The organism is Gluconacetobacter sp. (genome assembly GCF_047721585.1).
Lineage (GTDB): Bacteria > Pseudomonadota > Alphaproteobacteria > Acetobacterales > Acetobacteraceae > Gluconacetobacter > Gluconacetobacter dulcium.
This window is the reverse complement of the sequence record NZ_JBDNXE010000037.1, coordinates 12,367-34,725: the sequence shown is the minus strand read 5'-3', so window position 1 is coordinate 34,725 and position 22,359 is coordinate 12,367. Positions and strand designations below refer to the sequence as shown.

21 protein-coding genes are annotated in these 22,359 nt (G+C 65.6%); 12 read left to right on the top strand and 9 right to left on the bottom strand.

Annotated features, from left to right (window positions below; genetic code table 11):
• The coding region (locus tag ABF821_RS09175) for an L-dopachrome tautomerase-related protein (RefSeq protein WP_415529786.1) at positions 1-821 on the bottom strand (821 nt) is incomplete at its 3' end.
• 233 nt (positions 822-1,054) lie between these two features.
• Between ABF821_RS09175 and aroE the strand changes: the two genes are divergently transcribed.
• The 4 genes from aroE to ABF821_RS09155 all read left to right on the top strand — a co-directional run bounded on the left by aroE (position 1,055) and on the right by ABF821_RS09155 (position 5,631).
• Positions 1,055-1,912, top strand: coding sequence for a shikimate dehydrogenase (aroE, locus tag ABF821_RS09170; RefSeq protein WP_415529785.1), 858 nt, complete (start codon positions 1,055-1,057; stop codon positions 1,910-1,912).
• Positions 1,913-2,053: 141 nt separating this feature from the next.
• Positions 2,054-2,773, top strand: a complete 720-nt coding sequence (locus ABF821_RS09165) for a DedA family protein (protein ID WP_415529784.1) — start codon at positions 2,054-2,056, stop codon at positions 2,771-2,773.
• A gap of 282 nt (positions 2,774-3,055) precedes the next feature.
• Positions 3,056-3,439: a glycerol dehydrogenase gene (locus ABF821_RS09160; protein WP_415529783.1), complete on the top strand. Its 384-nt coding sequence runs from the start codon at positions 3,056-3,058 to the stop codon at positions 3,437-3,439.
• Positions 3,439-5,631: a pyrroloquinoline quinone-dependent dehydrogenase gene (locus ABF821_RS09155; protein WP_415529782.1), complete on the top strand. Its 2,193-nt coding sequence runs from the start codon at positions 3,439-3,441 to the stop codon at positions 5,629-5,631. Before ABF821_RS09160 ends, ABF821_RS09155 begins: the two co-directional genes overlap by 1 nt.
• Positions 5,632-5,698: 67 nt before the next feature.
• Here ABF821_RS09155 and ABF821_RS09150 read toward each other — a convergent pair whose 3' ends face one another.
• Positions 5,699-5,914: a hypothetical protein gene (locus ABF821_RS09150; RefSeq protein ID WP_415529789.1), complete on the bottom strand. Its 216-nt coding sequence runs from the start codon at positions 5,912-5,914 to the stop codon at positions 5,699-5,701.
• Here ABF821_RS09150 and ABF821_RS09145 point away from each other — a divergent pair.
• The 5 genes from ABF821_RS09145 (at position 5,822) to ABF821_RS09125 (ending at position 12,208) form a co-directional block, all read left to right on the top strand.
• Positions 5,822-6,199 (top strand): cupin domain-containing protein, encoded by a 378-nt coding sequence (locus tag ABF821_RS09145; RefSeq protein ID WP_415529781.1) that lies wholly within the window; start codon positions 5,822-5,824, stop codon positions 6,197-6,199. The two genes, ABF821_RS09150 and ABF821_RS09145, sit on opposite strands and share 93 nt — an antisense overlap.
• Before the next feature lie 991 nt (positions 6,200-7,190).
• Positions 7,191-7,910, top strand: a complete 720-nt coding sequence (locus ABF821_RS09140; RefSeq protein WP_415529780.1) for an ABC transporter ATP-binding protein — start codon at positions 7,191-7,193, stop codon at positions 7,908-7,910.
• A 6-nt stretch (positions 7,911-7,916) separates the two neighbouring features.
• Entirely contained in the window at positions 7,917-8,441 is a 525-nt protein-coding gene (locus tag ABF821_RS09135) for an RNA polymerase sigma factor (RefSeq protein ID WP_415529779.1), read from the top strand.
• A complete protein-coding gene (locus tag ABF821_RS09130; RefSeq protein ID WP_415529778.1) occupies positions 8,438-9,373 on the top strand; it encodes a FecR family protein in 936 nt (311 codons plus the stop codon). The genes ABF821_RS09135 and ABF821_RS09130 overlap by 4 nt, the downstream gene beginning before the upstream one ends.
• 51 nt (positions 9,374-9,424) lie before the next feature.
• Positions 9,425-12,208 carry a TonB-dependent receptor plug domain-containing protein gene (locus ABF821_RS09125; RefSeq protein WP_415529777.1) on the top strand — a complete coding sequence of 928 codons (2,784 nt, stop codon included), beginning with the start codon at positions 9,425-9,427 and terminating at the stop codon, positions 12,206-12,208.
• On the opposite strand, the gene ABF821_RS09120 is transcribed toward ABF821_RS09125, so the two are convergent.
• The 6 genes from ABF821_RS09120 to ABF821_RS09095 all read right to left on the bottom strand — a co-directional run bounded on the left by ABF821_RS09120 (position 12,181) and on the right by ABF821_RS09095 (position 18,314).
• Positions 12,181-12,516: a hypothetical protein gene (locus tag ABF821_RS09120; protein ID WP_415529776.1), complete on the bottom strand. Its 336-nt coding sequence runs from the start codon at positions 12,514-12,516 to the stop codon at positions 12,181-12,183. The genes ABF821_RS09125 and ABF821_RS09120 overlap by 28 nt on opposite strands.
• Position 12,517: 1 nt before the next feature.
• Positions 12,518-13,975 (bottom strand): PepSY-associated TM helix domain-containing protein, encoded by a 1,458-nt coding sequence (locus ABF821_RS09115; protein WP_415529775.1) that lies wholly within the window; start codon positions 13,973-13,975, stop codon positions 12,518-12,520.
• Positions 13,972-14,271, bottom strand: coding sequence for a hypothetical protein (locus tag ABF821_RS09110; protein WP_182975337.1), 300 nt, complete (start codon positions 14,269-14,271; stop codon positions 13,972-13,974). The genes ABF821_RS09115 and ABF821_RS09110 overlap by 4 nt, the downstream gene beginning before the upstream one ends.
• On the bottom strand, positions 14,255-16,384 hold the full coding sequence (locus ABF821_RS09105; RefSeq protein WP_415529774.1) for a TonB-dependent siderophore receptor: 2,130 nt from the start codon (positions 16,382-16,384) through the stop codon (positions 14,255-14,257). Before ABF821_RS09105 ends, ABF821_RS09110 begins: the two co-directional genes overlap by 17 nt.
• A 258-nt stretch (positions 16,385-16,642) precedes the next feature.
• Positions 16,643-17,446, bottom strand: coding sequence for an NAD kinase (locus ABF821_RS09100; protein WP_415529773.1), 804 nt, complete (start codon positions 17,444-17,446; stop codon positions 16,643-16,645).
• 28 nt (positions 17,447-17,474) lie between these two features.
• Positions 17,475-18,314, bottom strand: a complete 840-nt coding sequence (locus ABF821_RS09095; protein ID WP_415529772.1) for a carbon-nitrogen hydrolase family protein — start codon at positions 18,312-18,314, stop codon at positions 17,475-17,477.
• A gap of 201 nt (positions 18,315-18,515) precedes the next feature.
• On the opposite strand from ABF821_RS09095, the gene ABF821_RS09090 reads away from it, so the two are divergent.
• Together ABF821_RS09090 and ABF821_RS09085 are read left to right on the top strand one after the other, a co-directional pair.
• The gene (locus ABF821_RS09090; RefSeq protein ID WP_182975340.1) at positions 18,516-19,451 is read left to right on the top strand and encodes a cation diffusion facilitator family transporter; all 936 of its coding nucleotides are present in this window, start codon (positions 18,516-18,518) and stop codon (positions 19,449-19,451) included.
• 419 nt (positions 19,452-19,870) lie between these two features.
• Complete coding sequence (locus ABF821_RS09085; RefSeq protein ID WP_415529771.1) at positions 19,871-20,263, top strand: hypothetical protein; 393 nt, start codon at positions 19,871-19,873, stop codon at positions 20,261-20,263.
• Between the two features lie 129 nt (positions 20,264-20,392).
• Here ABF821_RS09085 and serB read toward each other — a convergent pair whose 3' ends face one another.
• Positions 20,393-21,289: a phosphoserine phosphatase SerB gene (serB, locus tag ABF821_RS09080; protein WP_415529788.1), complete on the bottom strand. Its 897-nt coding sequence runs from the start codon at positions 21,287-21,289 to the stop codon at positions 20,393-20,395.
• 30 nt (positions 21,290-21,319) lie between these two features.
• On the opposite strand from serB, the gene miaA reads away from it, so the two are divergent.
• Complete coding sequence (gene miaA, locus ABF821_RS09075) at positions 21,320-22,318, top strand: tRNA (adenosine(37)-N6)-dimethylallyltransferase MiaA (protein WP_415529770.1); 999 nt, start codon at positions 21,320-21,322, stop codon at positions 22,316-22,318.
• Positions 22,319-22,359: the final 41 nt, after the last annotated feature.

Below are 22,359 nucleotides of genomic sequence, written 5' to 3'. Positions count from 1 at the left end.
TCGCCGAGAAGGGCGGTGGGGGCGCTGTAGAGCCGGCGGCTGGAGAGGGGCTGCCAGTAGAGGACGCTGCTGTCGGGGCTGATGGCGATGCCGTCGGCGCCGCCCTGGCCCATGGCGGGGTGGACCAGGTCGAAGCGGTGCATCTGGCCGTCGACCTCCATCGCGAAGCCCGGTGTCGCACGGGTGGAGATGTCGGCATCGAGGATGCGCCGGGCGGTCCCGCTGGCCAGATCGACGACGACGATCGCCGGATGGTCGGCCATGGAGGTATCGGTGATGAAGGCGAGGCCCGCGCGGCCGTGCGTGAGGTCGATCCGCACGTCGTTGACGTGGCTGTCCGGACGGATCGCGGGGGCGTGCAGCGGCAGGATTCTGACCCCCTCGCCGCCCGGTGTGGGGTCGATCATGACGAGGGCCGGTTTGGGGGAGGCGGAGGAGCCGGCGACCGTGCCCTCGTCGACGATCCAGATCCGTCCGCGTGTGTCCAGCGTCATGCCCAGCGGGGAGATCAGCCGGGCCTGGGTGGCGGCATCGGGGTAGGGAGTCAGGTCGGGGCGGCCGTCCGCGTGGGGCGTCAGGCGTGCGAGCCTGGGGCCGGAATGGTCCTGCGCGCTGCGGGGAAAGCCGAGGATCACGCTGCCATCGGGCAGGACGACGATGCCGGAGGGCTGCATGTCGGCAAAGCGCGCCGCGATGGTCACGTTGCCCGAAGGGGCGGCGCCATGATCCACGCTGTCCGCCGCGCGGGCGTGCCATGGTGCCAGCGCCAGGACCGTGCAGAGGGCGAGTGCCGCGCCGGATGTCTTGCCATTCTGTCGCATCTTCGCTCCCGCCTGCATCATATTTTCCCGTTGTCCGTAGCATTCCAGGTTCTTACGCGCGACCATGGGGATCGGGATCGTGTAAAACGTGATTGACGTACAATTGATAACGCGTAACGGGGGCGGCCGCAGCTTTAAATTTTGTGTCATGTCTCGATCTTGGACATTCGGACCCCGGCTATGCATAGCTGGGAAACCTGATTGACTGTACCCCTCAGTTTTCGGAGCGCCGAATGAGTGACAAGAACTTCCTGAGTATTCTGACGGGATCTTTCTCCACGCCGTGTGCCGACAATCCGACGGTCGCCATGATCGAGGCGGCGTACCGGCACCATGCCATCGACGCCCGCTACATTAATTGCGATGTGACGCCGGACAATCTGGGCGATGCCGTGCGGGGCGCCAAGGCGATGGAATGGGTCGGGTTCAATTGCTCTCTGCCGCACAAGGTCGTGGTGATCGAGCATCTGGACGCGCTGTCAGACGCCGCGAAGATTATCGGCGCGGTCAATTGCGTGACGATCCGCGATGGCCTGCTGACCGGTGATAATACGGATGGGAAGGGCTTCCTGGCCTCGCTGAAGGAGGTGACCGACCCGCGCGGCAAGGCGATCCTGCTGCTGGGGGCGGGGGGTGCCGCCCGCGCGATTGCCGTGGAACTGGGGTTGGCCGGTGCCGCGCATATCACGATCGTCAATCGCAATGTCGCGCAGGCCCAAACCATCGCGGCGCTGGTGCGCGACAATACCGGGAGCGACGCATCGGCCGTGGCGTGGGACGGTGCGGTGACGGTTTCCGACGGCATCGACATCGTCATCAATGCCACGCCTGTGGGGTTGGGCGACGGGGAGGCGATGCCGGCGATCGCGCTGGATAGCCTGAAGAAAGGGCAGGTGGTTGCCGACGTGATTCCCAATCCGCCCAGGACGCGCCTTCTGCGCGAGGCGCAGGCGCGGGGCTGTACGCCGCTGGATGGCCTGGGTATGCTCGTCAATCAGGGGGTGATCTGCGTTGAATTATGGCTGGGGAAAACGGTTGATGCGGCCGTCATGAAACGTGCGCTTCAGGATATTTTCGGCAACGCCGGGTGATGTGGCTGGCGGCGGCTGTCGGCTCGCCGCCGGAACGCATTTTCGGCCGATTTGTCCGTTTTCGACCGTGGGGCGGTTGTCGTGGCGTTTGCGCCATTTTTCGGCGTGTCGGATTCTTTCGGTTGATGGGGAAGGGCTGTCATGCGCTATTCCCTCTTCCCCTTCTGGGTATTTTGCCGCCATCAAGCGGGTGGTCGATCAGCGCAAGGAAAGCCTCCCCTGCTTCAGCATCTGGATAGCCTGCTGCATCATTATGGTTACGGCATCGTGACCCTGGCCGTTCTGCTGGAGAGCATGGGCGTTCCCATTCCGGCCGAGACCTGCATCATTACGGCGTCGCTTTACTGCCTCAAGACGCATCATCTGGCCATCCAGGGGGTGGCGCTGGCGGCGATCGCCGGGGCCGTCATCGGTGATAATTTCGGCTACATGATCGGGCGGCATTTCGGCATGCCGCTGCTGGAAAAACATGGTGCGCGCATCGGCCTGACCCGCGAGCGGCTGATTCTCGGGCGCTATCTGTTCAGCCGTCATGGCAGCGCCATCGTCTTTCTGGGCCGTTTCGTCTCGCTTCTGCGCGTGTTCGTGGCGCTGCTGGCCGGGGCCTGCAACATGCGCTGGCGCCGCTTCATGCTCTTCAATACGCTGGGGGGTACATGCTGGGCGGGGGGCTATGCGCTGGGCACCTACATGCTCGGCCGCAAGATTTCGCAGGTTTCCGGGCCGACGGGCATTGCCATTGGCATCGTGACGCTGATTGGCCTGGTTGGTTCGGGGCTCTTCCTCCGGAAGAACGAGCAGAGGCTGACGCAGCAGGCGATGAAGGAAGCGGCGGAACTCTCGGCCTATCCGGGGACCTGATCGGCCGGGCGGGTCGGGGGTATCTCTTCTTTTTCTGAAGAAAAAGAAGCAAAAAGACTTTTAATCGTTCGGGGTCATCGCGTGTCCCCAGCACAAAATTCCTGAACGAATCAAAGTTTTTTGGTTCTTTTTTTCAAAAAAGAACGAAGACGGTCAAGGTTGCGCACGGGATTTCCATGCTCGCACTTTATTTTGAACTGTCCAGTTATATTCGTATCTTTTGTCAATGAACCCGACAGCTCCTGAAACGTTCGGGTTCTGTTTTGTGTGGAGCATTGTCGAATGACAGGTTTATACAGGCCCCGAAGGGCCGCTGAATGGGCGACGTGCGCGGTTGCGGTGCTGCTCGTTCTTCTTGGGCTTCCCCTGTTGATCATGGGGGCTGAACTGGCCCTGCTCGGGGGCTCGTTTTACTACGTTCTGGCGGGTGCCGCGATTATTGCCGGCGGCGTTCTCATGCTGATGGGGTCGGTTTCCGGGGCGCTGCTGTATCTGCTGGCGTGGCTGCTGACCTGGCCGTGGGCGTTGTGGGAAGTCGGGTTCGATGGCTGGGGATTGCTGCCGCGCCTGCTGGGACCGACGCTGATTGCCGTGCTGGTGGTGCTGACCATTCCCGTTCTGCGCCGTGTGCAGAAAACATCGTTGGTGCGGAAGGGGATTGCGTGATGTCCAGGACAGATCTTTCCGCCGCGACTTCGCTGTGCGGCCTGCTGCTTTTTTCCTCCTTGGCGGGCATTGCGCCGGCACGCGCCCAGAGCGCCTATCAGCCGGCACCGCCCGGACCGGGAGAGGCGGATGCACCGGGGAAGACCGGTAACAAATTCGCCGGTCCGTCGCCTTTCGCGCCGCAGGCGCCAGGGGTGAATGCCGCGAATATTCCCGATGGGCCGCCCGCGGAGCCGAGTGAGGTGACGCCGGCCGTCGAGCAGATCGGCAGCCATCCGGCGCATGGGGACTGGCCGGCCTATGGGCGGGATACCGATGCCACGCGCTTTTCGCCGCTGGAGCAGATCACGCCCGCGAATGTGGGGCAGTTGACGCGCGCGTTCGTCTACCACACCGGCAGCAAGCCGGCGCCGGGGCAGGTGAACAAATGGGCCGCCGAGACCACGCCCATCAAGGTGGGGGACGGGCTGTATATGTGTTCGGCCATGAACGACATCATGAAGCTGGATCCGGCGACCGGCAAGGAGATCTGGCGGCACGAGGCCGGGGTGAAATATGCCAGCATTCCCTATACGGCGGCGTGCAAGGGGGTAGTGTACTATACCTCCTCGACCGTGCCGGAGGGGGAGCCGTGCCATAACCGGATTCTCGAAGGCACGCTGGATATGCGGCTGATCGAGGTGGATGCCGATACGGGCAAACTGTGTGAAGGCTTCGGCTATCACGGGCAGGTCAATCTGATGAAGGGCATGGGGGAGTCGGTGCCCGGCTTCGTGTCCATGACCGCGCCGCCGCCGATCGTGAATGGTGCGATCGTGGTGAATCATGAAGTGCTGGATGGGCAGCGTCGCTGGGCGCCCTCGGGCGTGATCCGTGGCTATGATGCCGAGACGGGCAAGTTTCTGTGGGCGTGGGATGTCAACCGTCCGGACGCGCATGGCGAGCCCGCCGAGGGCCAGCATTACAGCCGGGGCACACCCAATTCCTGGGCGACCATGACGGGGGACGACGCACTCGGGCTGGTCTATGTGCCGACCGGCAATTCGGCGGCCGATTATTACTCCGCCATGCGGTCGCCGGAGGAGAACAAGGTATCGTCGGCGATCGTGGCGCTGGATGTGAAGACCGGTTCGCCGCGCTGGGTGTTCCAGACCGTCCATAAGGACGTGTGGGATTACGACATCGGGTCCCAGCCCACCATGATCGACTTCCCCGGCCAGGATGGGCCGGTGCCGGCGCTGGTGGTGCCGACGAAGCGCGGCCAGACCTTCGTGCTCGATCGCCGTGACGGCAAGCCGCTGCTGCCGGTCGAGGAACGCCCGGCGCCGACCGACACCGATGTGGAGGGCGATCCGCGTTCGCCCACGCAGCCCTGGTCGGTGGGCATGCCGCGTCTGGGCCTGCCGGACCTGAAGGAAAGCGACATGTGGGGCATGTCGCCCATTGACCAGCTTTTCTGCCGTCTGAAATTCCGCCGGGCCAAATATGAGGGCGAATTTACGGCCCCCAGCGTGGGCAAGCCGTGGATCGAATATCCCGGTTATAACGGCGGCAGCGACTGGGGCAGCATGGCGTACGACCCCAGGACGGGCGTGCTGATCGCCAACTGGAACGTGACGCCGATGTACGACCAGCTCGTGACCCGCAAGAAGGCCGACGAACTGGGGCTGATGCCGCTCGACGATCCGAACTTCAAGCCCGGTGGCGGTGGGGCGGAAGGCAATGGGGCCATGGCCGATACGCCCTATGGCATCGTGGTGTCGCCGTTCTGGAACCAGTACACGCACATGATGTGCAACAAGCCGCCTTACGGCATGATCACGGCGATCGACATGCATACCCGCAAGGTGCTGTGGCAGCATCCGCTGGGCAGCGCGCGGGCGAATGGTCCGTGGGGGATACCGACCTACCTGCCGCTGACGATCGGGACGCCCAACAATGGCGGGCCGGTGGTGACGGCCGGCGGCGTGGTGTTCGTCGCCGCGACGACCGACAACATGCTGCATGCGTTCGATGCCAAGACCGGCAAGGAACTGTGGAACGACGTGCTGCCGGGCGGTGGGCAGGCGACGCCGATGACGTATGAGCATAAAGGCAGGCAGTATGTCGCCATCATGGCGGGCGGGCATCATTTCATGATGACGCCGGTGAGCGATGCGCTGGTGGTCTACGCGCTGCCTGAAAACAAGTGACGTAAACGCGGGGCTCTGCCCCGCACCCCGCCAAAGGCGTCGCCTTTGGAAACCGTTTGTATGGGGGTCAAGGGGCCGACTGGCCCCTTGCGGGTGCGGGCAGAGCCCGCGCTTTAAGGCGTTCCAGTTTCTCGAGCAGGCCGGTGATCGGTCCGGGGGTGTTTCGGGGCTGGTGCTGGCGGGCCGGATCATGCTGACCGTCGAAGATCGGGACATGCTGCTGGAAGCCGGCGACAGTTTTCGCTTTGTCAGTCTGCGCCCGCATCGTTTCATGAACGCGCATGATGGCGAAAGCCGGGTATTGTGGGTCAATTGTGCCATGCCGGCCGGCGGGCTGAGGGGATCGGGGAGAGCGGAATGTATGGTCGTCTGGCACGATTGCGTCTGCACTGGTACGCGCGGGGGGGACGCGACCTGCTGGCCCGGTACTGGCAATGGGCGCTGCTGGCCACGCTGCTGGTACCCGGGGCGCCGATCGTCGCACCGTTTCTCAGATTTGCCGAACTGCTGGGGCTGGCGGTCGCGCCCGGTCCGGGAATGGCGGGACATGCCTTGCTGGCGGTGGTGATCGACCTGGTGGCCGTGCTGTGGGTCCTGCCGCAGCGGCGGGCGCTGCTGGGCGGGGCGTTCATGGGGTATGTGGCCACCCTGCCGGTGCCTCGCCATGTCCGGCTCGGGGTCGGTGCCACGATGCTGGTGGTGGCGAATGGTCCCCTGCTGCTGGCGGCCGGACTGGCCGCCGCGCGGATCGCCTCGCAGGCAGAGGGGATGTATCTGGCTGGCTGTTTTCTGGTGGTGCTGGGTCTTGCGGGGGTGGCCCAGTATGCCGCCCTCAGCCGGCGGCTGGTCGTGCTCGGTGGGGTTGGCGTTGGTGACCTGCTTCTTGCCGCCGGGCTGGATGCCCCATCGGCGCCGGGGCGCTGGGGCCTGGCTGGCGCGGCGCTGGCCGGCGCAGTGGCCGTGGCGGGCTTTGGCGAGCGTCTGGCGGAGGCTGGTGGACGATGGCGCCGCCTGCGGGCCGGGCGGGTGGTGGTGCGCGATCGTGCCGGGATCGTGGCGCCGGCCGTGCGGGTGCAGTGGGGGATTCTGGCGGATCGGCCGGTCCTGTCCGTCTTGCGGATCGGGGCGGCGGTTGCGCTGGCCTTCGGCGTGGCGCGGCTGGTGGCGCTGTTCGACTTCGACAGCCGCGCCGTGCCGACCCTGATCGTGGCCGTGGCGGTGATCGGCCTGTTGCTGGCGGGCCTCTACCGCACCCTGTCCGAGGCGCATCGGGCGGCGGCGGGGTATCTGGCGAGCTTGCCTCTGCCCCCGCGTTACTGGCCGCTGCGCGATACCGGGTTCCTGATGCTGGTCAATCTGGTGCCGCTGGCGGTCCTGCTTCGGCCGCAGGGGCGGCAGGGCGGGAGCCTGCTGGCGGTTCTGGCCGGGCTGGCGATGGCGGGGCAGGCGCTGCTGGTGCTGCTGCGCTGGCCGGTGCTGCATGGCGGGCGCCATCGGTTGGTCCTCAGCCTGCTGCTGGCCGCCGGCTGGTCGGGCGCCGCGATGGCGGCGGTGTCACGATGATGGGCGGGGGGCATCTGGCCTGCTCGGGGCTTCGGGTCGCCGTGCGCGGGCGGACGGTCTTCGACGGGATCGCGCTGGATCTCGGGCCGGGGGTGCACGCCCTGCGGGGGGAGAACGGGATCGGCAAATCGACGCTGCTGCGTCTGCTGGCCGGTGCGCAGCCCCTTGAGGCGGGGCGGGTCGTGATCGACGGGATCGACCTGACGCAGGCGCCGGAGGTGGCCAGGCGGCGGCTGGGATATGTGCCGGATGAAAGCCCGGTCTATCCGTTCATGACGGGGGAGGACCTGCTGCGCTTCGTTGCCGCCGCCCGGCGGGTGGCGGTCGGGGCCGGGCTGCGTGCCATGCTCGACGGGTTCGGTCTGGAGCGGCATCTGCGGACGCGCTTCGATGCCATGTCGCTGGGGACGCGCAGGAAGATGCTGCTGTGCGCCGCCTGGATCGGCAGCCCGCCCGTGCTGCTGCTGGACGAGCCGTCGAACGGGCTGGACCCGGAGGCGCGCGATTATCTGGCGGATCTGCTGCGTCGCGCGGGAGAGGAGAAGATGGTCCTGTTCTCGTCGCACGACGTGGAATTCATGGCGGCCTGCGGTGCGACGAGCATCGAGATGCGTTCTCTCTTTCGTCCTTTCTTTCGTCCGGGCGGCATGAGCGCCGACAGTGGCGGCGGGGGCGGTGTTTCATCAAAACTTCACATTGCGACGCCCGCCCCGTGATTACTTATGCCCGAATTTTCCAAGGTGAGAATCGCGGCGTCGATGGTGGAATACTGGTCCCTGTGTCAGGAAACATGGCAGAGCCTCTCCCGGCGGGTGCGGGCGGCCACGCGACGCGACGATGCGGATGATCATCTTCAGACCGCGCTGCTGAATTATATCGAGCGGCCCCAAGGCAGCGTCCAGCATCCCGAGGCGTATATCGTGCGCAGCGCCGTCAACCTGTCGCATAACGCACGTCGGCGGGAGCAGGGGGCGCCGGTGGAGCCGATGGACTGGACCGCCCTGGACGGGCAGGCCGGCGATGTCACGCCCTTGCAGGACCAGATTGTCGCGGCGCGGGAGCGCATGGCCCGCTTCCAGGAAGGGTGCGCGCAGTTGCCCGAACGGATGCGGCAGGTTTTCGTGCTGAATCGCGTGGAAAAGATGCCATACAGGCGGATTGCTGCCGTGCTGGGCGTTTCCGAAAGCACGGTCGAGAAGGAAATGGCCAAGGCTTTGATTTTTCTGCAATCTTGGATGGAGCATTGAAAGACGGCTCTGAAGCCGGGCGCATTCGGGACGATGCTGCGCTCTGGATTGCCCGTCTCCATGCCGATGATTGCACCGATGACGATCGCGCGCGTTTCCTGCACTGGCTCCATGCCGATGCGGCCCATGCGCAGACCTTCGAATGTCTGACCGATCTGTGGGATATGGGCGCGGGCGTCACCTTGCCCGTTCCGCCCGTGGTGGTGGCACGGCGCCTGCCCATGCCGGCCCTGTCGCGGCGCCAGGCGATGGCGGTCGCGGTGTGTGGCGTGGCGGGACTGGTCGTGCCGCTGGCGCCCGCGGCGAACGCGCGGCGCATCCTGCGGACGCAGGTGGGCGAGACACGCGGTTTCGCGATCGACGGCGGGGCGGTGTGCCGGCTGGATACCGACAGCCGTGTGACGCTGATTCCCGCACGGCGGCTGGGCCTGCTGGATGGCGGGCAGGTTTTCGTGGACTGGCGGGCCGCCTACCCGTTCGCCTTCCGCGCCGGGCCGCTGGTGCTGCGGTTCTTTTCCCGCGCCGAAGCCGATGTGCGCGAAGACGCGGCGTCGACCGGTGTGACCGCCGTCAGCGGCAGGGTCATGGTGCAGGCGCCGCAGACCGGGCGGGCGACGTGGCTGGGGCAGGGCGAGCGCCTGCGGGTTTTCGCGGGCGGACGGGTGGAGCACGATCGGCCGGATCTGGACGAGCTTCTGGCCTGGCGGCGGGGCAACCTGGTGTTTCGCAACGGACGGCTTGCCGACATCGTGGCCGAGGTCAACCGATATACGACGCGCAAGATCGTCGTCTCCACGCCCCGTCTGGCCGGCATGCGGTTGAGCGGTATCTATAATTTCGGGAAAGAACAGGATTTTCTCGAAATTCTGTCGCACCTGCTGCCGCTGGGCGTCGTTGCCGATCCGTCCGGCTACCGGCTGGTTCCGGTGTGAGCGGGGCGGGGTGATGTTTCGTTAAGATTTTATGAAGAGCCTTTCGCGGCGTTGAAAGTTTTCGGCATCGGGATTGTCTGTGCTGCGGGGCCGCGCTGGTGGCCGGGTGACGAGGGGCAGACCGGAACAATGGCAGACGGCGTTATCCGCGCGCGCCTCTTTCTTCTTTTTGCCACGATGTCCGCCCTTCTGGCGGGTGGGCCTGATGCGGTGGCCGCACCGTCGGGCCTGCTGCATGTGGATATGGCGCGTCAGCCCCTGGGCCAGGCCCTGACGGAACTTGGCCGCGAGGCCGGGCAGAACGTCATGTTCGCGCCCGATGTGGTCGGCCGGCGTCAGGCACCCGCGCTGAAGGGGGAGTACACGCTACAGGATGCGGCACGCCGGCTGCTGGCCGGTAGCGGCCTGACCCTCCGTGCGACGCCCGCCGGTGGGCTGATGATCGAAAGGGGCGCGGCCGCGCGCGCGCCCTCGGGGCCGGCGCGCCATGCCAGGGCGGTGCGGGAAGATATCGTGGCGACCGGGCAGCGGATGACGCGCGCGGTGATGCGTGTCGGCGGCGAACAGATCCAGGACCTGATGCCGGGACAGAATCCCATGCAGGCCCTGAGCATCCTGCCCGGCGTGATCTTCACCGATGTCGATCCGTGGGGGAATAACGAGCAGAATGCGAGCATGTACGTCCATGGGTTTTCCACGACCCAACTGGGCTACACGCTCGATGGTGTGCCTCTGGGGGCCGGGGCCTATGGCAATTACAATGGCCTGTCCTCGCAGCGCGCGGCGATCAGCGAGGATATCGCCAGCGTGTCGCTGTCGTCCGGCGCGGGTGCGCTCGGCACGGCGTCCACCAGTAATCTGGGCGGGACCATCGCCTTTCAGACATCCGACCCCGCCCGGCGGGCCGGTGCGACCCTGACGCAGACATTCGGCAGTTTTGCCACCTTCCGCACTTTCGCGCGGGTGGATACTGGCCGCTTCGGCAAGGGCAATGCCGCCTATGTCGCCTTTGCGCGGCAGGATGCGCAACCCTGGAACCTGGGGGCGGCCAACCGGCAGGGCGGATACCAGGTCAACGGAAAATTCGTCCATGAGGGCGAGAAGACCCGCGTGACGGCCTATTTCGACTGGCAGGACAAGGTGGAACCGAATACGCAGGGGCTCAGTATCAACACGAACGACTGGCTGGACAATCCGGCGAAGTCCTACACGCGCGGCGCGTTCTATCCGGATCTGGGGGCCGCGATGGCGAACTATCCTGCCTGGTCGTCAACGGCCGCCAGCCCTTCGGCGCCGAACAATCAATATTATTTCTCGGCCGCGCAGCGTACGGATTATCTGGCTTACGTGAATATTTCACATAAATTTTCGGATCAGGTCAGTTGGGATCATACGCTTTACTATCATCACGACCGGGGGGCCGGGCTTGTCGCCACGTCTATCCGCAGTGCCGCCATCCTGACCATCCTGGGGGCGTATCTGGACCCGACGGCTTCGCACTATATCCGGAACGGCCAGTTTACTTACGCGAATAACGGTATTGATCCGGTGGTCTGGAACCGGACGGGCGGCACCGGCTTTGCCGTGCGCACGACCGAGTACAACGACAATCGCGGTGGGATCACCAGTACCGTCCACTACCGGGCGGGCCGGCATGATGTCGAGGCCGGCATCTGGTACGAACGCAATGACAATGCGCAGGGGCGGTTCTGGTATCCGCTCGGTGCGGCCGATACGCTCTCGCCTTATGACATGCCGAAACATCCGCTGATTACGCAGTTCGTCAACGTCTTCCATACCGATACGTTCGTCTACCACATGCAGGATACGTATCATGTTCTGCCGAATCTGCGGCTCATGGTCGGCATGAAACTGGAGCATGTGAATACGAACGGCACGCTGCCCGTTGCGTCGCTGCCGCAGGCGCAGTCTTCCGCGACCGCCGGGGCCGGGGGGCTGGATTCGGAGACGAATACCGTTGCCGGGGGTACGCTGTCCTCGTTCAAGCCGTTTCTGCCGGCGGTCGGCGCGGTGTGGGATTTTACCAGATATGAGGAAATGTTCTTCAATATCCAGAGGAACCTGAATTCCTACGCCGAAGACGGATATGGCGGGGCGTCGCCATGGGGCGTGAGTTCCCAGCAGGAGTTCGAGGCGTTCCGCAGGGAGGGGCATCCTGAAACGTCGTGGACCTATGAAGTGGGTCTGCGTACGGTGCGGCCGCTCGATGCCGGACTCCTGAAGGCGATTTCAGGACAGATTGCGTATTATCATGTCGATTTCGCCGACCGGATCGGGCGGATTACCCCGCCCTATGCCGGGATCTCGGGTGTGGGCAGCACGGTCGCCAATCTGGGCGGTGTCACGACCGACGGGGTGGATATGGCGTTGACCGTGCGTCTTGGTGAGCATTTCTGGCTCTATGATGCAGTTTCGTATATCCGTAGTGTTTACAATGATAATTTTATAAGCGGTGCGACTCTTTATCGGATCAGGGGGGATAAGGTCGCGGGGATTCCCGAATGGTCGGACAAGTTCGTGCTGCGCTACAGATATGGCGGGTTCCAGGCCGAGCTGAACGGCGAGTGGATGGATATCCGCTATGGTACCTATACCGACCAGCTTTATGCGCCTGCCCGGTTCACCATGGGGTTCAATACGAAATACACGTTTCGCAATATCCCGCGCGTCAATGCGCTGACATTTCAGTTCAATATCTACAATTTGACCGATGCCCGCACCTGGTCGAGCCTCTCGCCGGGTGATGCGACCAGCTATACGGCCTATCCGACCACGCCACGGAGCTTCTACGGCACGGTGTCGGTCGCGTTCTGACGGGCGCGCGTCCGTCCGGGTGCATGGGGCCGGGCGGGGGCGCTGTCCCGCAGCGTGCAGGCCAGGGCGGCGGCGAGGAGTGCCCATCCGCAGGACAGGGTCCATGTGGTCAGGGCGAACAGCAGGTTGCCTTCGTCGCGGATCAGCCCCCACAGGGCCGTGCCCAGCAGGGCGAAGCCGGTGAGGCGCGCCAGGCGGCGCGGGGCCGGGGGGACGGGGCGCCGCAGCAATGCGCGGCTGCCCCGTTCGTTGCCGGCCGCCAGCAGCAGCGCCCCGGCCAGTTCGCACAGGATCGAAACCATGGGCATGTCAGTTCGCCCGACTGGAGGGAGGGGGCCGGCGACTGAGGGCGTAGGCGAAGCCGGCCGCCAGCAGGATGGCGACGGCGGCCGTGCCCTGCTCCACGCCGGTCAGCCACGGGGCGCTGAAGGCGGCGACGCCCGCCAGCGCCGGGATGGCCAGGCCGGACAGGACCCGCCAGCTTCGCGCGGACGGGAGGGCGATGGCCAGCACCAGCATCAGGCCCCAGACGATGAACACGGCCTGGACCTCGTGCCCGGCACGGTCGGGCAGGGCGGCGGGCAGCAGGCGGTTGGCCAGGAAATAGCCCGCGAAGGCGATGGGCGTGCCGGCGATCATGCCTGCGTTCAGCCGCTCGACGGCTTCGGTGGACTTGCCCTGCCGGCGGCGGCGCAGGGTGCGCAGGCGCAGGCCGCTGGCGATGACGGCCGCCAGCAGCAGGCCGCAGATGAAATAGAGCCAGCGCGTGGGCAGCGGCGCGAACCGGGCGACATGCAGCCCGTAGAGCGCGGCGGAAGCCGAGATCAGCGGCCTGTGCTCGCGATAATCGGCCAGCAGGCGCCCGGTCGTGCCGTCGAAGCGCAGCACATGGGTGTTGAAGCCGACATGCGTGCCGTTGCCGCCGATGGCGATGATGGTCGCGGCGGCGTCGGCGGGATTGTAGACATAGATCTGGGCGATTCCGTCGGGGCCGAAATGCCGGGCGGCGTCGCGCAGGATCGGTTCGACCGGAGCCAGCGTGCCGGGGGTGCCGACGGCCGGTCGCGCCGACATCGCCGGGGAGAGATCGTCCTCGAACCGGGCCGGCGCGCCGGGATAGGCGGCGAGGATGCCCCAGGGCAGCAGCAGGGTGGCCAGGGTGACGGCGCCTGAAAACGCGATGATCAGGTGGAAGGGCAGGACGGTCACGCCCAGCAGGTTATGGGCGTCCAGCCAGCTTCTCTGCCCCTTGCGGGGGCGGAACGTGAAGAAATCGGTGAAGAAGCGCCGATGGGCGACGATGCCGGTGACCAGGGCCAGCACCAGCGCCAGGGCGGCGATGGCGGCCAGCAGCCGGCCGAACGGGTAGGGAAGCTGGAGTTCGAAGTGAAAGCGGTAGAAGAACTCGCCGCCCAGCGTGTCGCGGATCGTATCCGGGGCGCCTGATGACGGGTCCAGCGCGCGCTGGACGAACTGTCCGTCGCTCTGCTGCCATACCGCCCAGGTGAAGGGGGCGCGCGGGCCGGCCGCCGTCAGGTACCAGGCGGGCGAATGGGGGGCGTGGGTGTGCAGCCAGTCGATGGCGGCGACGCTGGCCTGTACCGGATCGGCGGTGCGCCCGGCCAGTTCGGGGTGCATCCAGACGGTGATTTCGGGACGGAAGACGCTGAGCGTGCCGGACAGTACGATCGCCAGCAGAACCCAGCCGGTGACGATGCCGGTCCAGTCGTGCAGCCACGTCATCGCGGTGCGGAAAGTGGGCTTCATGGCCGCCACCCGCCCAGCAGCGCCAGGGCGGCCAGCAACGCGGCAATGCCGGTGATGGCCGCGCAGACATGCAGCAGCGTGCGCAGCGCGAAGCCCGTCATGACCATGGCGGGCCAGAGCAGGAGCCCCGCCAGCATGCCGGCCGTCACGTTTTCGGCGCGCGACCAGGGCAGGCACCGGGAGAGGGCGATCCCTGCCAGGGCCGCGACGGCGTAGCCGCCGACGATGGCCACCGCCACGCGCAGGATCATGCCCATGCGCATGGCGGCCTGGCGGGCATTACCAGGTGTAGCCAATGGTGGCCTGGGCGTTGCGGCGTTCGCCGTAGTAACAGAATGCCTGCCCATAGGATGCATAGGCCATACAGTTGGCGACAAACTTCTTGTCGAAGAGGTTGCGGACACTGGCCGATACCGTCCAGCCACGAAGCGAACGGGAGGCATTCGACAGATCGTAGCGCAGCGACCCGTCGAAAACGGCGTATTGCGGCACCCAGACGCTGCCGTTACTGGTGTCGCCGCCATAGGATTTGGCCGTGTAGCGCAGTCCGCCACCGAAGCCGAGACCTTTCACCGGGCCGGAGGGCATCGTGTAGAAGGCGAACAGTGAGGCATTGCCCTTGCCCGACTGCATCAGCGGCTTGCCGGTCGAGTCGTCATGGACCTTCTGGACGCTGACGGCCGCGTCGATCATCAGGTTCCTGAAGGCTTCGGCGTGGGCTTCGAACTCGAAGCCGTCGGAATGCACCAGGCCGCTCTGGACCGAATAGCCGGCGTTGGCGACGGAAACGAGGACGTTCGTCTGTTCGATATGGAAGCCGGCGGCGGTCAGCAGGAGCGAGGTGCCGGGAAGCTGGTATTTCAGGCCGCCTTCAAGCTGCTTGCCGACCGATGGGCTGGCCTGGTGGAGCGTCCGCCCGCCATCGGCGGAGACCAGCCCCGATTGCGGCTGGAAGGATGTCGAATAGCTGATGTACGGCGCCAGGCCGAAATCGAAATGATACAGGCCGGAGGCACGCCAGGTGATCTGGCCGGGGCTCTGCCGCGTCGTGCCGCTGCCCCACTGCCTGTCCGTCTGCTTCGAACGATACCAGTCGTGACGCAGGCTGCCGGTCAGGATCAGGCGGTCCCAGTGGATTTCGTCCTGACCGTAGGCGCCGGCCTGGTGGGAATCCGTCAGGTAGTTCACCCACGGGCCGGGGGTGGGAATGACCATGTGGTAGTCGGGGTGGAAGACGTCGAGGCTGGGGGCGGCGCCATATTGTCCGATTTCCGTGGCGCTCTGCTGCATGTAGTCGAAACCGAACATCATCGTATGGTGCAGGGGACCGGTCCGGACGTGGCCCTTGAACTGGCTGTCGAAGGCCAGGTTGTGCGCGTGCTCCTTCGTGGCGATCGCGGAGCGGCTCAGGAGACCTTTGGCTTCGTTGTCGTAATATCCCATGTCGTACACGCTGCGATATTCGGTCATGATATCGTCGTAGCGGCCACGGGACGTGAAGCTCCAGTCCGTGTTGAACTGGTGGTTGAAGATGTAGGTGATCGCGCCCTGGCGACGGTTGAACTTCTCGTACGACGTGTCGCCGTCATAGAAATCGCGTGGCAGGTAGCCGAACGATGCGCGTTTGAGCGAGCCGACCAGCGGGACGCCGCCATAGGTGCCGTTCTCGGGGTCGTACTGATAATTGCCCAGGAGCGTCAGCGTCGTCGGCCCGTCGCCGCCGAAGGTGAAGGAGGGGCTGATCGAGAATCGCCGGCTGCCCGTTCTGGCAAGCTGGGTATGCTGGCCGTTGACGGTGCCGTAGAGCCGGTAGCGGACGAAGCCGTCATCCGTCGCGTAGCCGCCGACATCGGCATCCACGCGATAAAGATCGAACATGCCGCCCGTCGCGGCCACGCCGCCATAGGAGCGCAGGGTGGTGGGCAGCTTGCTGGAGAGCGCGACCAGTCCGCCTGGGCTGGACTGACCATAAAGAGCCGACGCCGGGCCTTTGAGAATTTCAAGACGGTCGAGGCGTGAGGTGTCGGTCTGCGCGACGGCGTAACCCGTCGGGCTGCCTTGCAGCTTCAGCCCGTCGAGGAAGGTCGGGACCATGAACCCGCGCAGCAGGAATTGATCGTAGCGCGTGCCCACGCCGCCGCGCAGGTCCGGGGTGATGCCCGCCGCGTACCGAACGGCCTGGTTGAGGTTCAGCACGCCGCGCACGTCCATTTCGTTGCGGGTGACGACGGTGACGGATTGGGCGGTGTCGATCAGCGGGGTGTCGCTCTTGGTGGCCGAGGCGGCCACGGTCGCGGCGCGGCGTGCGCTGACGACGATCTGTTCGGCCTCTGTCGGGCTGGATTTCGTATCGGTCGTTTTCGCTCCAGTGGCGTGTGTGTTTCCGTCCGGCGCCTGTCTGGTCGGCACGGGCGGGCTGCTTTCCGCCGCCAGGGCCGGTGTGGTTGCCAGAAGTAAACCGACGGCAAGGGAAATAGGTCTGGAATGTCGCGTTTCGGCTGACACTTGCGCTCTCCGTTTCAGGAGGCGCACTATTATGCATATGATAATTAATCTCAACTACATTTTGTGAAGCAACACTTGATCTTCGTCTGATTTATGGACGGTTTGCGACGAGGGCGTGCCTTGGTGCGCATTCCAAGGGGCGCGTTTGCCCCGGACTGTGGGTCAGACCGTGAACTGTTCCGCCAGAATCCGTTCGGACAGGCTCTGGCCCGCGTCGAACAGCAGCGTGACGTGCAGCGTGCGGTCTTCCTCGATTTCGACCCGCACCACGTCGCGGACTTCGGTGAAGTCGGCGACAGCCGCGACGGGGCGTTTCTCGCTTTCCAGGATCGTCAGCGTTACCCGTGCGGTGGAGGGCAGCAGCGCGCCGCGCCAGCGCCGGGGGCGGAAGGCGCTGATCGGGGTCAGGGGCAGGAGGTTGGCCGAGAGCGGGACGATCGGGCCGTGGGCGGACAGATTATACGCGGTGGACCCGGCGGGCGTGGAGACCAGCACGCCGTCGCAGATCAGTTCGGGCATGCGGACCCGGCCATCGACCGCGATTTCGATCTTCGCGGCCTGACGCGTCTGGCGGAACAGGAACACGTCATTCAGGGCCAGGGCTTTTGTCTCAACGCCGGCCCGGTCGATCGAGCACATGCGCAATGGGTGCAGCGTCGCGGCCTGTGTTTGGGCCAGATGCGCCGGCAGGTCGTCGGGCAGGGACGGGTTCATCAGGAACCCGACCGATCCGCAATTGATTCCGTAGACCGGGATCGGTTCGCCCAGCCTGCTGTGCAGGGTTTCCAGCATGAAGCCGTCGCCGCCCAGGCAGATGACGGCATCGGCGTCGTGTGGTGCGTACTGTCCGTAGCGCGCGACCAGTTCGTCGTGCGTCCGGCGCGCCTGCTCGTTGGGTGCCGAGATGAAGCTCAGGCGACGCGGGGCGCCACTGTGGGGCCAGGCGGGGGGGTGAACTTCGGTCATCGCGCGGTCATGGCCGGGTGTGGCGCCGTCACGTATTCAGGCGACGATGGGCGAGGACGGGCATGCCGGCGCGGACATGTTCGACCTTATCGAGGCTCAGGGTCGCCGTGGCCCAGCCGGTGCCGTTCGAGGCCTGGGCGACGATCGTGCCCCATGGGTCGATGATCATGGAGTGGCCATAGGTGCGGCGGGCATGGCCGCCCGCGTCGATATGGGTGCCGGTGGTGCCGCAGGCCACGACCCAGCATTGGGTCTCGATCGCGCGGGCGCGCAGGAGCGTGGCCCAATGGGCCTCGCCGGTTTCGGCGGTGAAGGCCGCGGGCAGCACGATCACGTTCGCGCCGCGTCGGCGCAGGGCCAGGAACAGTTCGGCGAAGCGCAGGTCGTAGCAGATGGCCAGCCCGGCGGTGAACGCGCCGACCGGGACGGTCACGATCTCGCTGCCCGGCGCGTAGGTATCGCTCTCGCGGTAGCCTTCGCCGCCGGGGGTGGTGATGTCGAACAGGTGGATCTTGCTGTAGCGCGCCCGCTCCACCCCGTCGGGGCCGAAGACCAGGCTGGTGTTCAGCAGCCTGTCGCCGTGGCGCTGGCCGATCGAGCCGCCATGCAGCGTGATGCCATGCGTGCGCGCGGTTTCGGACAGAAAGCGGTAGAGGGGGCCGGCGCCCGTCGTGGCGCCGGGGTTGGGCAGTTCCTCGGCATTGGCGAACTTCACCTCTGCCGTGCCACCCAGGCAGCTCCAGATTTCGGGCAGCACCACCAGGTCGGGCCGGTCGGCGGCGACGGCGGCCGCGATCAGGTCGCTTGCCTGGGCGATATTGTCCGGCAGCGATGAGCCGGGGGCCATCTGGACGACAGTGGTGCGCACCTGACACTCCGTGCGAAGGCGGATGCGGCCGGGCGGCCGATCCATTGGTCCGATCCGCGAGGGGGATCGTCAGCGGCTCTTTATAAGATGCTGGCCGATCCGCCCGCAACTGCCGCCCGCGCGAGGGGGCTGGTTTTCGTTTCGGATCGCTTCGACGCGGGCGGAATCCGGTCTATAGGAGGCCGTTGTCCGGAGTGATCAATGGCCCCCTCGTCGTCCCGTTTCGTCATCTATGCGGCCCTGGGGGGTAACCTGCTGGTCGCGGTCGTCAAATTCGTCGCCGCTTTCATGACCGGCAGCGCCGCGATGCTGAGCGAGGCGATCCATTCGCTGATCGATACCGGCAACCAGATGCTGCTGCTGGTGGGTCTGCGCCGCGCCGCGCGGCCGGCCACCGCCCTGCATCCGTTCGGCTACGGGCTGGAACTGTATTTCTGGACCTTCGTCGTGGCGCTGCTGATCTTCGGGCTCGGGGCCGGAGTCTCGGTGATCGAGGGGGTCAGTCGTATCCGCCATCCGCAGCCGGTGGATCATGTCGTCGTCAATTATGTGGTGCTGGCGCTGGCCATCCTGTTCGAGGGCTCGGTGTGGCTGACGGCGCTGCGGGCGTTCCGCCGCAACGGCAAGGGGCGGCGGGGCTGGCTGGAGGCCGTGCGCCACAGCAAGGACCCGACCGTGTTTACGGTGCTGTTCGAGGATACGGCGGCGCTGTGTGGCCTTGGGGTGGCGCTGCTGGGCAATATCCTGGCGGAAACGCTGGATCTGCCGATGCTCGATGGCGTGGCCTCGATCCTGATCGGTGTGATCCTGACCGTGACCGCCGCCTTCCTGGCGCGGGAGACCCAGTCCCTGCTGACCGGCGAGGGCATGGCGGTGGAATCGCAGGCCAGGGTTCGGGGGCTGGCCCTGCGTGAACCCGGCGTGCTGGGGCTGAACGAAATGCGCTCGATGCATTTCGGCCCGTCGGACGTACTGGTGGCGCTGAGCCTGGATTTCGATAACGGGTTGAGCGCCGGGCAGGTGGAGCAGACGGTCTCGCGGATCGAGGAACAGATCCGTGCCGCCGTGCCGGAAGTGACGCATGTGTTCATCGAGGCGCAGGATGCCTCGGCGCGGCTGGCGAAGGGGCGGCAGTAGGAATGGCTGAAGCCAGATGATACGGGAGATATGGAAGCGAATAGGAAGGTGCGTTTGGGGCAACCGAATTGAGACGGCAGAGTTCACTTGACGGAAAACTGTGCCATGTCCAATTTGATGTGGATAGCAACCATTGGTGACGGAGGAAGCAATGCTAAAATCAGTTTCGGCGCGCTCAATCCTGAATGCATTCAATGAATTGCTTGATCTGGGTGCCCCTGCGAGAGATTACCCTGTCTCAACAGCCGAAGATATCACATCATCGGCGTGGAAGGCGACGGGGGAATCAATGCGCCATTCGATGAATCAGATTGATGCCGAAATCGGACGCGTCTCCCATCCCCTCGTCAATCACTAATCCGGCTCATATACCGCAGACGCCGATCTATGGCCCCCTTCCTTCCGGGGCGGGCGCGATCATGATGGCTGCGCAAAAGACCGTCACCGGACCGATTCCCGCATCCGAAGAAATGTCTGGGTATAGGGAGGTCAGAGAAGACCTCCCGGACAGAATTATGTCGATGGCGGAGAAAAATTCTGAAGCTGAAAGAAAGATGCGCTTGAGAGCGCAAGTGTTTCAGTTTTGCGATGCGCTGGTGCAGCGTATATTTGCACTTTCAGCGTTCTCTATTGCTATGTATTGTACATATCTTCTTGCAATATCCGGACATGATAATGCTGCTATCGCAGTTGGAAGTTCAACTGCAATAATGGTTGTTGGAAGTTTCCTTTATCGAGAGATAAAGGTAAAGGCGACCAGGGAGGGCAAGAGCACAGGACTCTCCAATCCCCACCATGGCGACCAAGCATAAGTGCCGCTGCACTATGCGGATATCCGCCACAGTAGGATGGCGAGTGCGAAGCGTCTATTCGATGAGCTGATAGTGCCCCGGAAGGATTAAGAGTCTTTTTGCTTCTTTTTCTTCAGAAAAAGAAGGCCCTTACTCGCCACTCACAAAAGATGCCGCCGGATAGCCCTGCGCGAACAGCAGCGCCCGCAGGCTGGCATGGTCCACGCGGTTGCCGATGGCCGCGCGGACGATCGGCTTGGCGTGGAAGGCGATGCCCACCCCGGCCTCTTGCAGCATCGCCAGGTCGTTCGCGCCGTCGCCCACGGCCATGGTGGCGGCGGGTTTCAGGCGCCCCTCTTCGGCCAGGCGGCGCAGGTGGGCCAGTTTGGCATCGGGACCGAGGATCGGCTCGCCGACCGTGCCGGTCAGGATGCCCTTCTGGATGTCCAGCACGTTCGCGTGGTGTTCGGCAAAGCCGCACTGTGCCGCGACGCGGCCGGTGAAGAAGGTGAAGCCGCCGGAGACCAGCGCGGTGCGGGCGTTATGGGCGCGCATCGTCGCCACCAGTTCGCGGGCGCCCTCGTTCAGCTTCACGTCCTTCCATGCCTTTTCCAGCAGGGTGGCGGGCAGGCCAGCCAGCAGGGCGACGCGCTCGCGCAGGGCGGCGGCGAAGTCGATCTCGCCGTTCATCGAGCGGCGGGTGATCTCGGCGACGCGCTCGCCGATGCCGGCATGGGCGGCGAGGTCGTCCAGCGTTTCGTTGGCGACGATGGTGCTGTCCATGTCCGCGACGAGAAGCCCTTTGCGTCGTCCGCGCGAACGGGTCAGAAGGACGTCGATCTGGCGCGGGCCGAAGACGGCGCGCATCGTATCCAGCGTCGGCATGCCCGCATGGGGCGCCGGACTGGGGATGTCCACGGCCTCGCCGGGCGAGAGGATGACGGGGACGCCGCCCTTCACCATGTCCCGCGCGGCGCGGGCATCGGCGTCGGTCAGGGTCGTGGCGTCGCGGCGGGCGACGAGCGTGATTGTATAGGACAGCGACATGACGAACAGGCGTGTGACAGGGAAGGCGGCATGACGCAAGCGGTGGATCTGTCCGGGCGGCCGGTGGTGGTGATCGCGGGGCCGACCTGCTCGGGCAAATCGGCGCTGGCGCTGGCGGTGGCGCGGGCGATGGACGGCGTGGTCATCAATGCGGATTCGATGCAGGTCTATCGCGACCTGCGGGTTCTGACCGCCCGGCCGTCGCCGGAGGAGGAGGCGGCCGTGCCGCACCGGCTCTACGGCGTGCTGCCCGCCCACGAGACCGGCAGCGTCGCGTGGTGGCGCGCCAGCGCGATGGCCGCGATCGAGGCGGCGTGGGAGGACGGGCGGCTGCCGGTGCTGTGCGGCGGCACCGGCATGTATATGCGCGCGCTGACCGACGGGCTGACCGACATCCCCGATGCCGGGGCCGAAGCGCGGGCCGAGGCGCGGCGGCTGGTGGAGGACGAGGGGCCGGCGGCGCTGCATGCCCGGCTGGCGGCGGTCGATCCCGAAAGCGCGGCCGCCCTGCGCCCCTCCGACAGCCAGCGCGTGGCCCGCGCGTGGGAGGTCTGGACGGGCACCGGGCATGGCATGGCCCATTGGCGCCGCGCCGCGACGCTGCCGCCGCTGGCCTGCCGCCGGGTGGCGGTGCGGCTGGAGCCGCCGCGCGATATCCTGCGGGCCGCCATTGCGCGGCGTTTCGAGGCGATGCTGGAGGCCGGGGCGCTGGAGGAAGTGCGGGCATTGCTGGCGCAGGATCTGTCCCCGGCCCTGCCGGCGATGCGGGCGCATGGCGTGCCGGAACTGGCCGCCCATCTGCGCGGGGAGCTGTCGCTGGAGGAGGCCATGGGCCGCGCGGTGCTGGCGACCGGGCGTTATACGCGGCGGCAGACGACCTGGTTCGCGCATCATAGCCTCGCCGAGGTGGCGGATACGAGGGTGATCGACACGCGGATCGGCAATGATGCGCAACAAATGGAAAGAAATTACGCTAGCGTCATTTCTTTTATTCTAAACCGGATTGACGCGGGCCGTCAGTTTCCCTAAACCCAGCCGACATTCCGTCCGGAGGGGCCTTTGGTCCCGCG

Coding starts and splice junctions, on each gene's coding strand:
- ABF821_RS09115 (WP_415529775.1), bottom strand. CDS start 13,975: ATGAAGCCCACTTTCCGCACCGCGATGACGTGGCTGCACGACTGGACC.
- ABF821_RS09160 (WP_415529783.1), top strand. CDS start 3,056: ATGACAGGTTTATACAGGCCCCGAAGGGCCGCTGAATGGGCGACGTGC.
- ABF821_RS09090 (WP_182975340.1), top strand. CDS start 18,516: ATGGCCCCCTCGTCGTCCCGTTTCGTCATCTATGCGGCCCTGGGGGGT.
- ABF821_RS09165 (WP_415529784.1), top strand. CDS start 2,054: ATGCGCTATTCCCTCTTCCCCTTCTGGGTATTTTGCCGCCATCAAGCG.
- miaA (WP_415529770.1), top strand. CDS start 21,320: ATGACGCAAGCGGTGGATCTGTCCGGGCGGCCGGTGGTGGTGATCGCG.
- ABF821_RS09120 (WP_415529776.1), bottom strand. CDS start 12,516: ATGCCCATGGTTTCGATCCTGTGCGAACTGGCCGGGGCGCTGCTGCTG.
- ABF821_RS09145 (WP_415529781.1), top strand. CDS start 5,822: ATGCTGACCGTCGAAGATCGGGACATGCTGCTGGAAGCCGGCGACAGT.
- aroE (WP_415529785.1), top strand. CDS start 1,055: ATGAGTGACAAGAACTTCCTGAGTATTCTGACGGGATCTTTCTCCACG.
- serB (WP_415529788.1), bottom strand. CDS start 21,289: ATGTCGCTGTCCTATACAATCACGCTCGTCGCCCGCCGCGACGCCACG.
- ABF821_RS09135 (WP_415529779.1), top strand. CDS start 7,917: ATGCCCGAATTTTCCAAGGTGAGAATCGCGGCGTCGATGGTGGAATAC.
- ABF821_RS09150 (WP_415529789.1), bottom strand. CDS start 5,914: ATGCGCGTTCATGAAACGATGCGGGCGCAGACTGACAAAGCGAAAACT.
- ABF821_RS09100 (WP_415529773.1), bottom strand. CDS start 17,446: ATGACCGAAGTTCACCCCCCCGCCTGGCCCCACAGTGGCGCCCCGCGT.
- ABF821_RS09085 (WP_415529771.1), top strand. CDS start 19,871: ATGATGGCTGCGCAAAAGACCGTCACCGGACCGATTCCCGCATCCGAA.
- ABF821_RS09155 (WP_415529782.1), top strand. CDS start 3,439: ATGTCCAGGACAGATCTTTCCGCCGCGACTTCGCTGTGCGGCCTGCTG.
- ABF821_RS09140 (WP_415529780.1), top strand. CDS start 7,191: ATGATGGGCGGGGGGCATCTGGCCTGCTCGGGGCTTCGGGTCGCCGTG.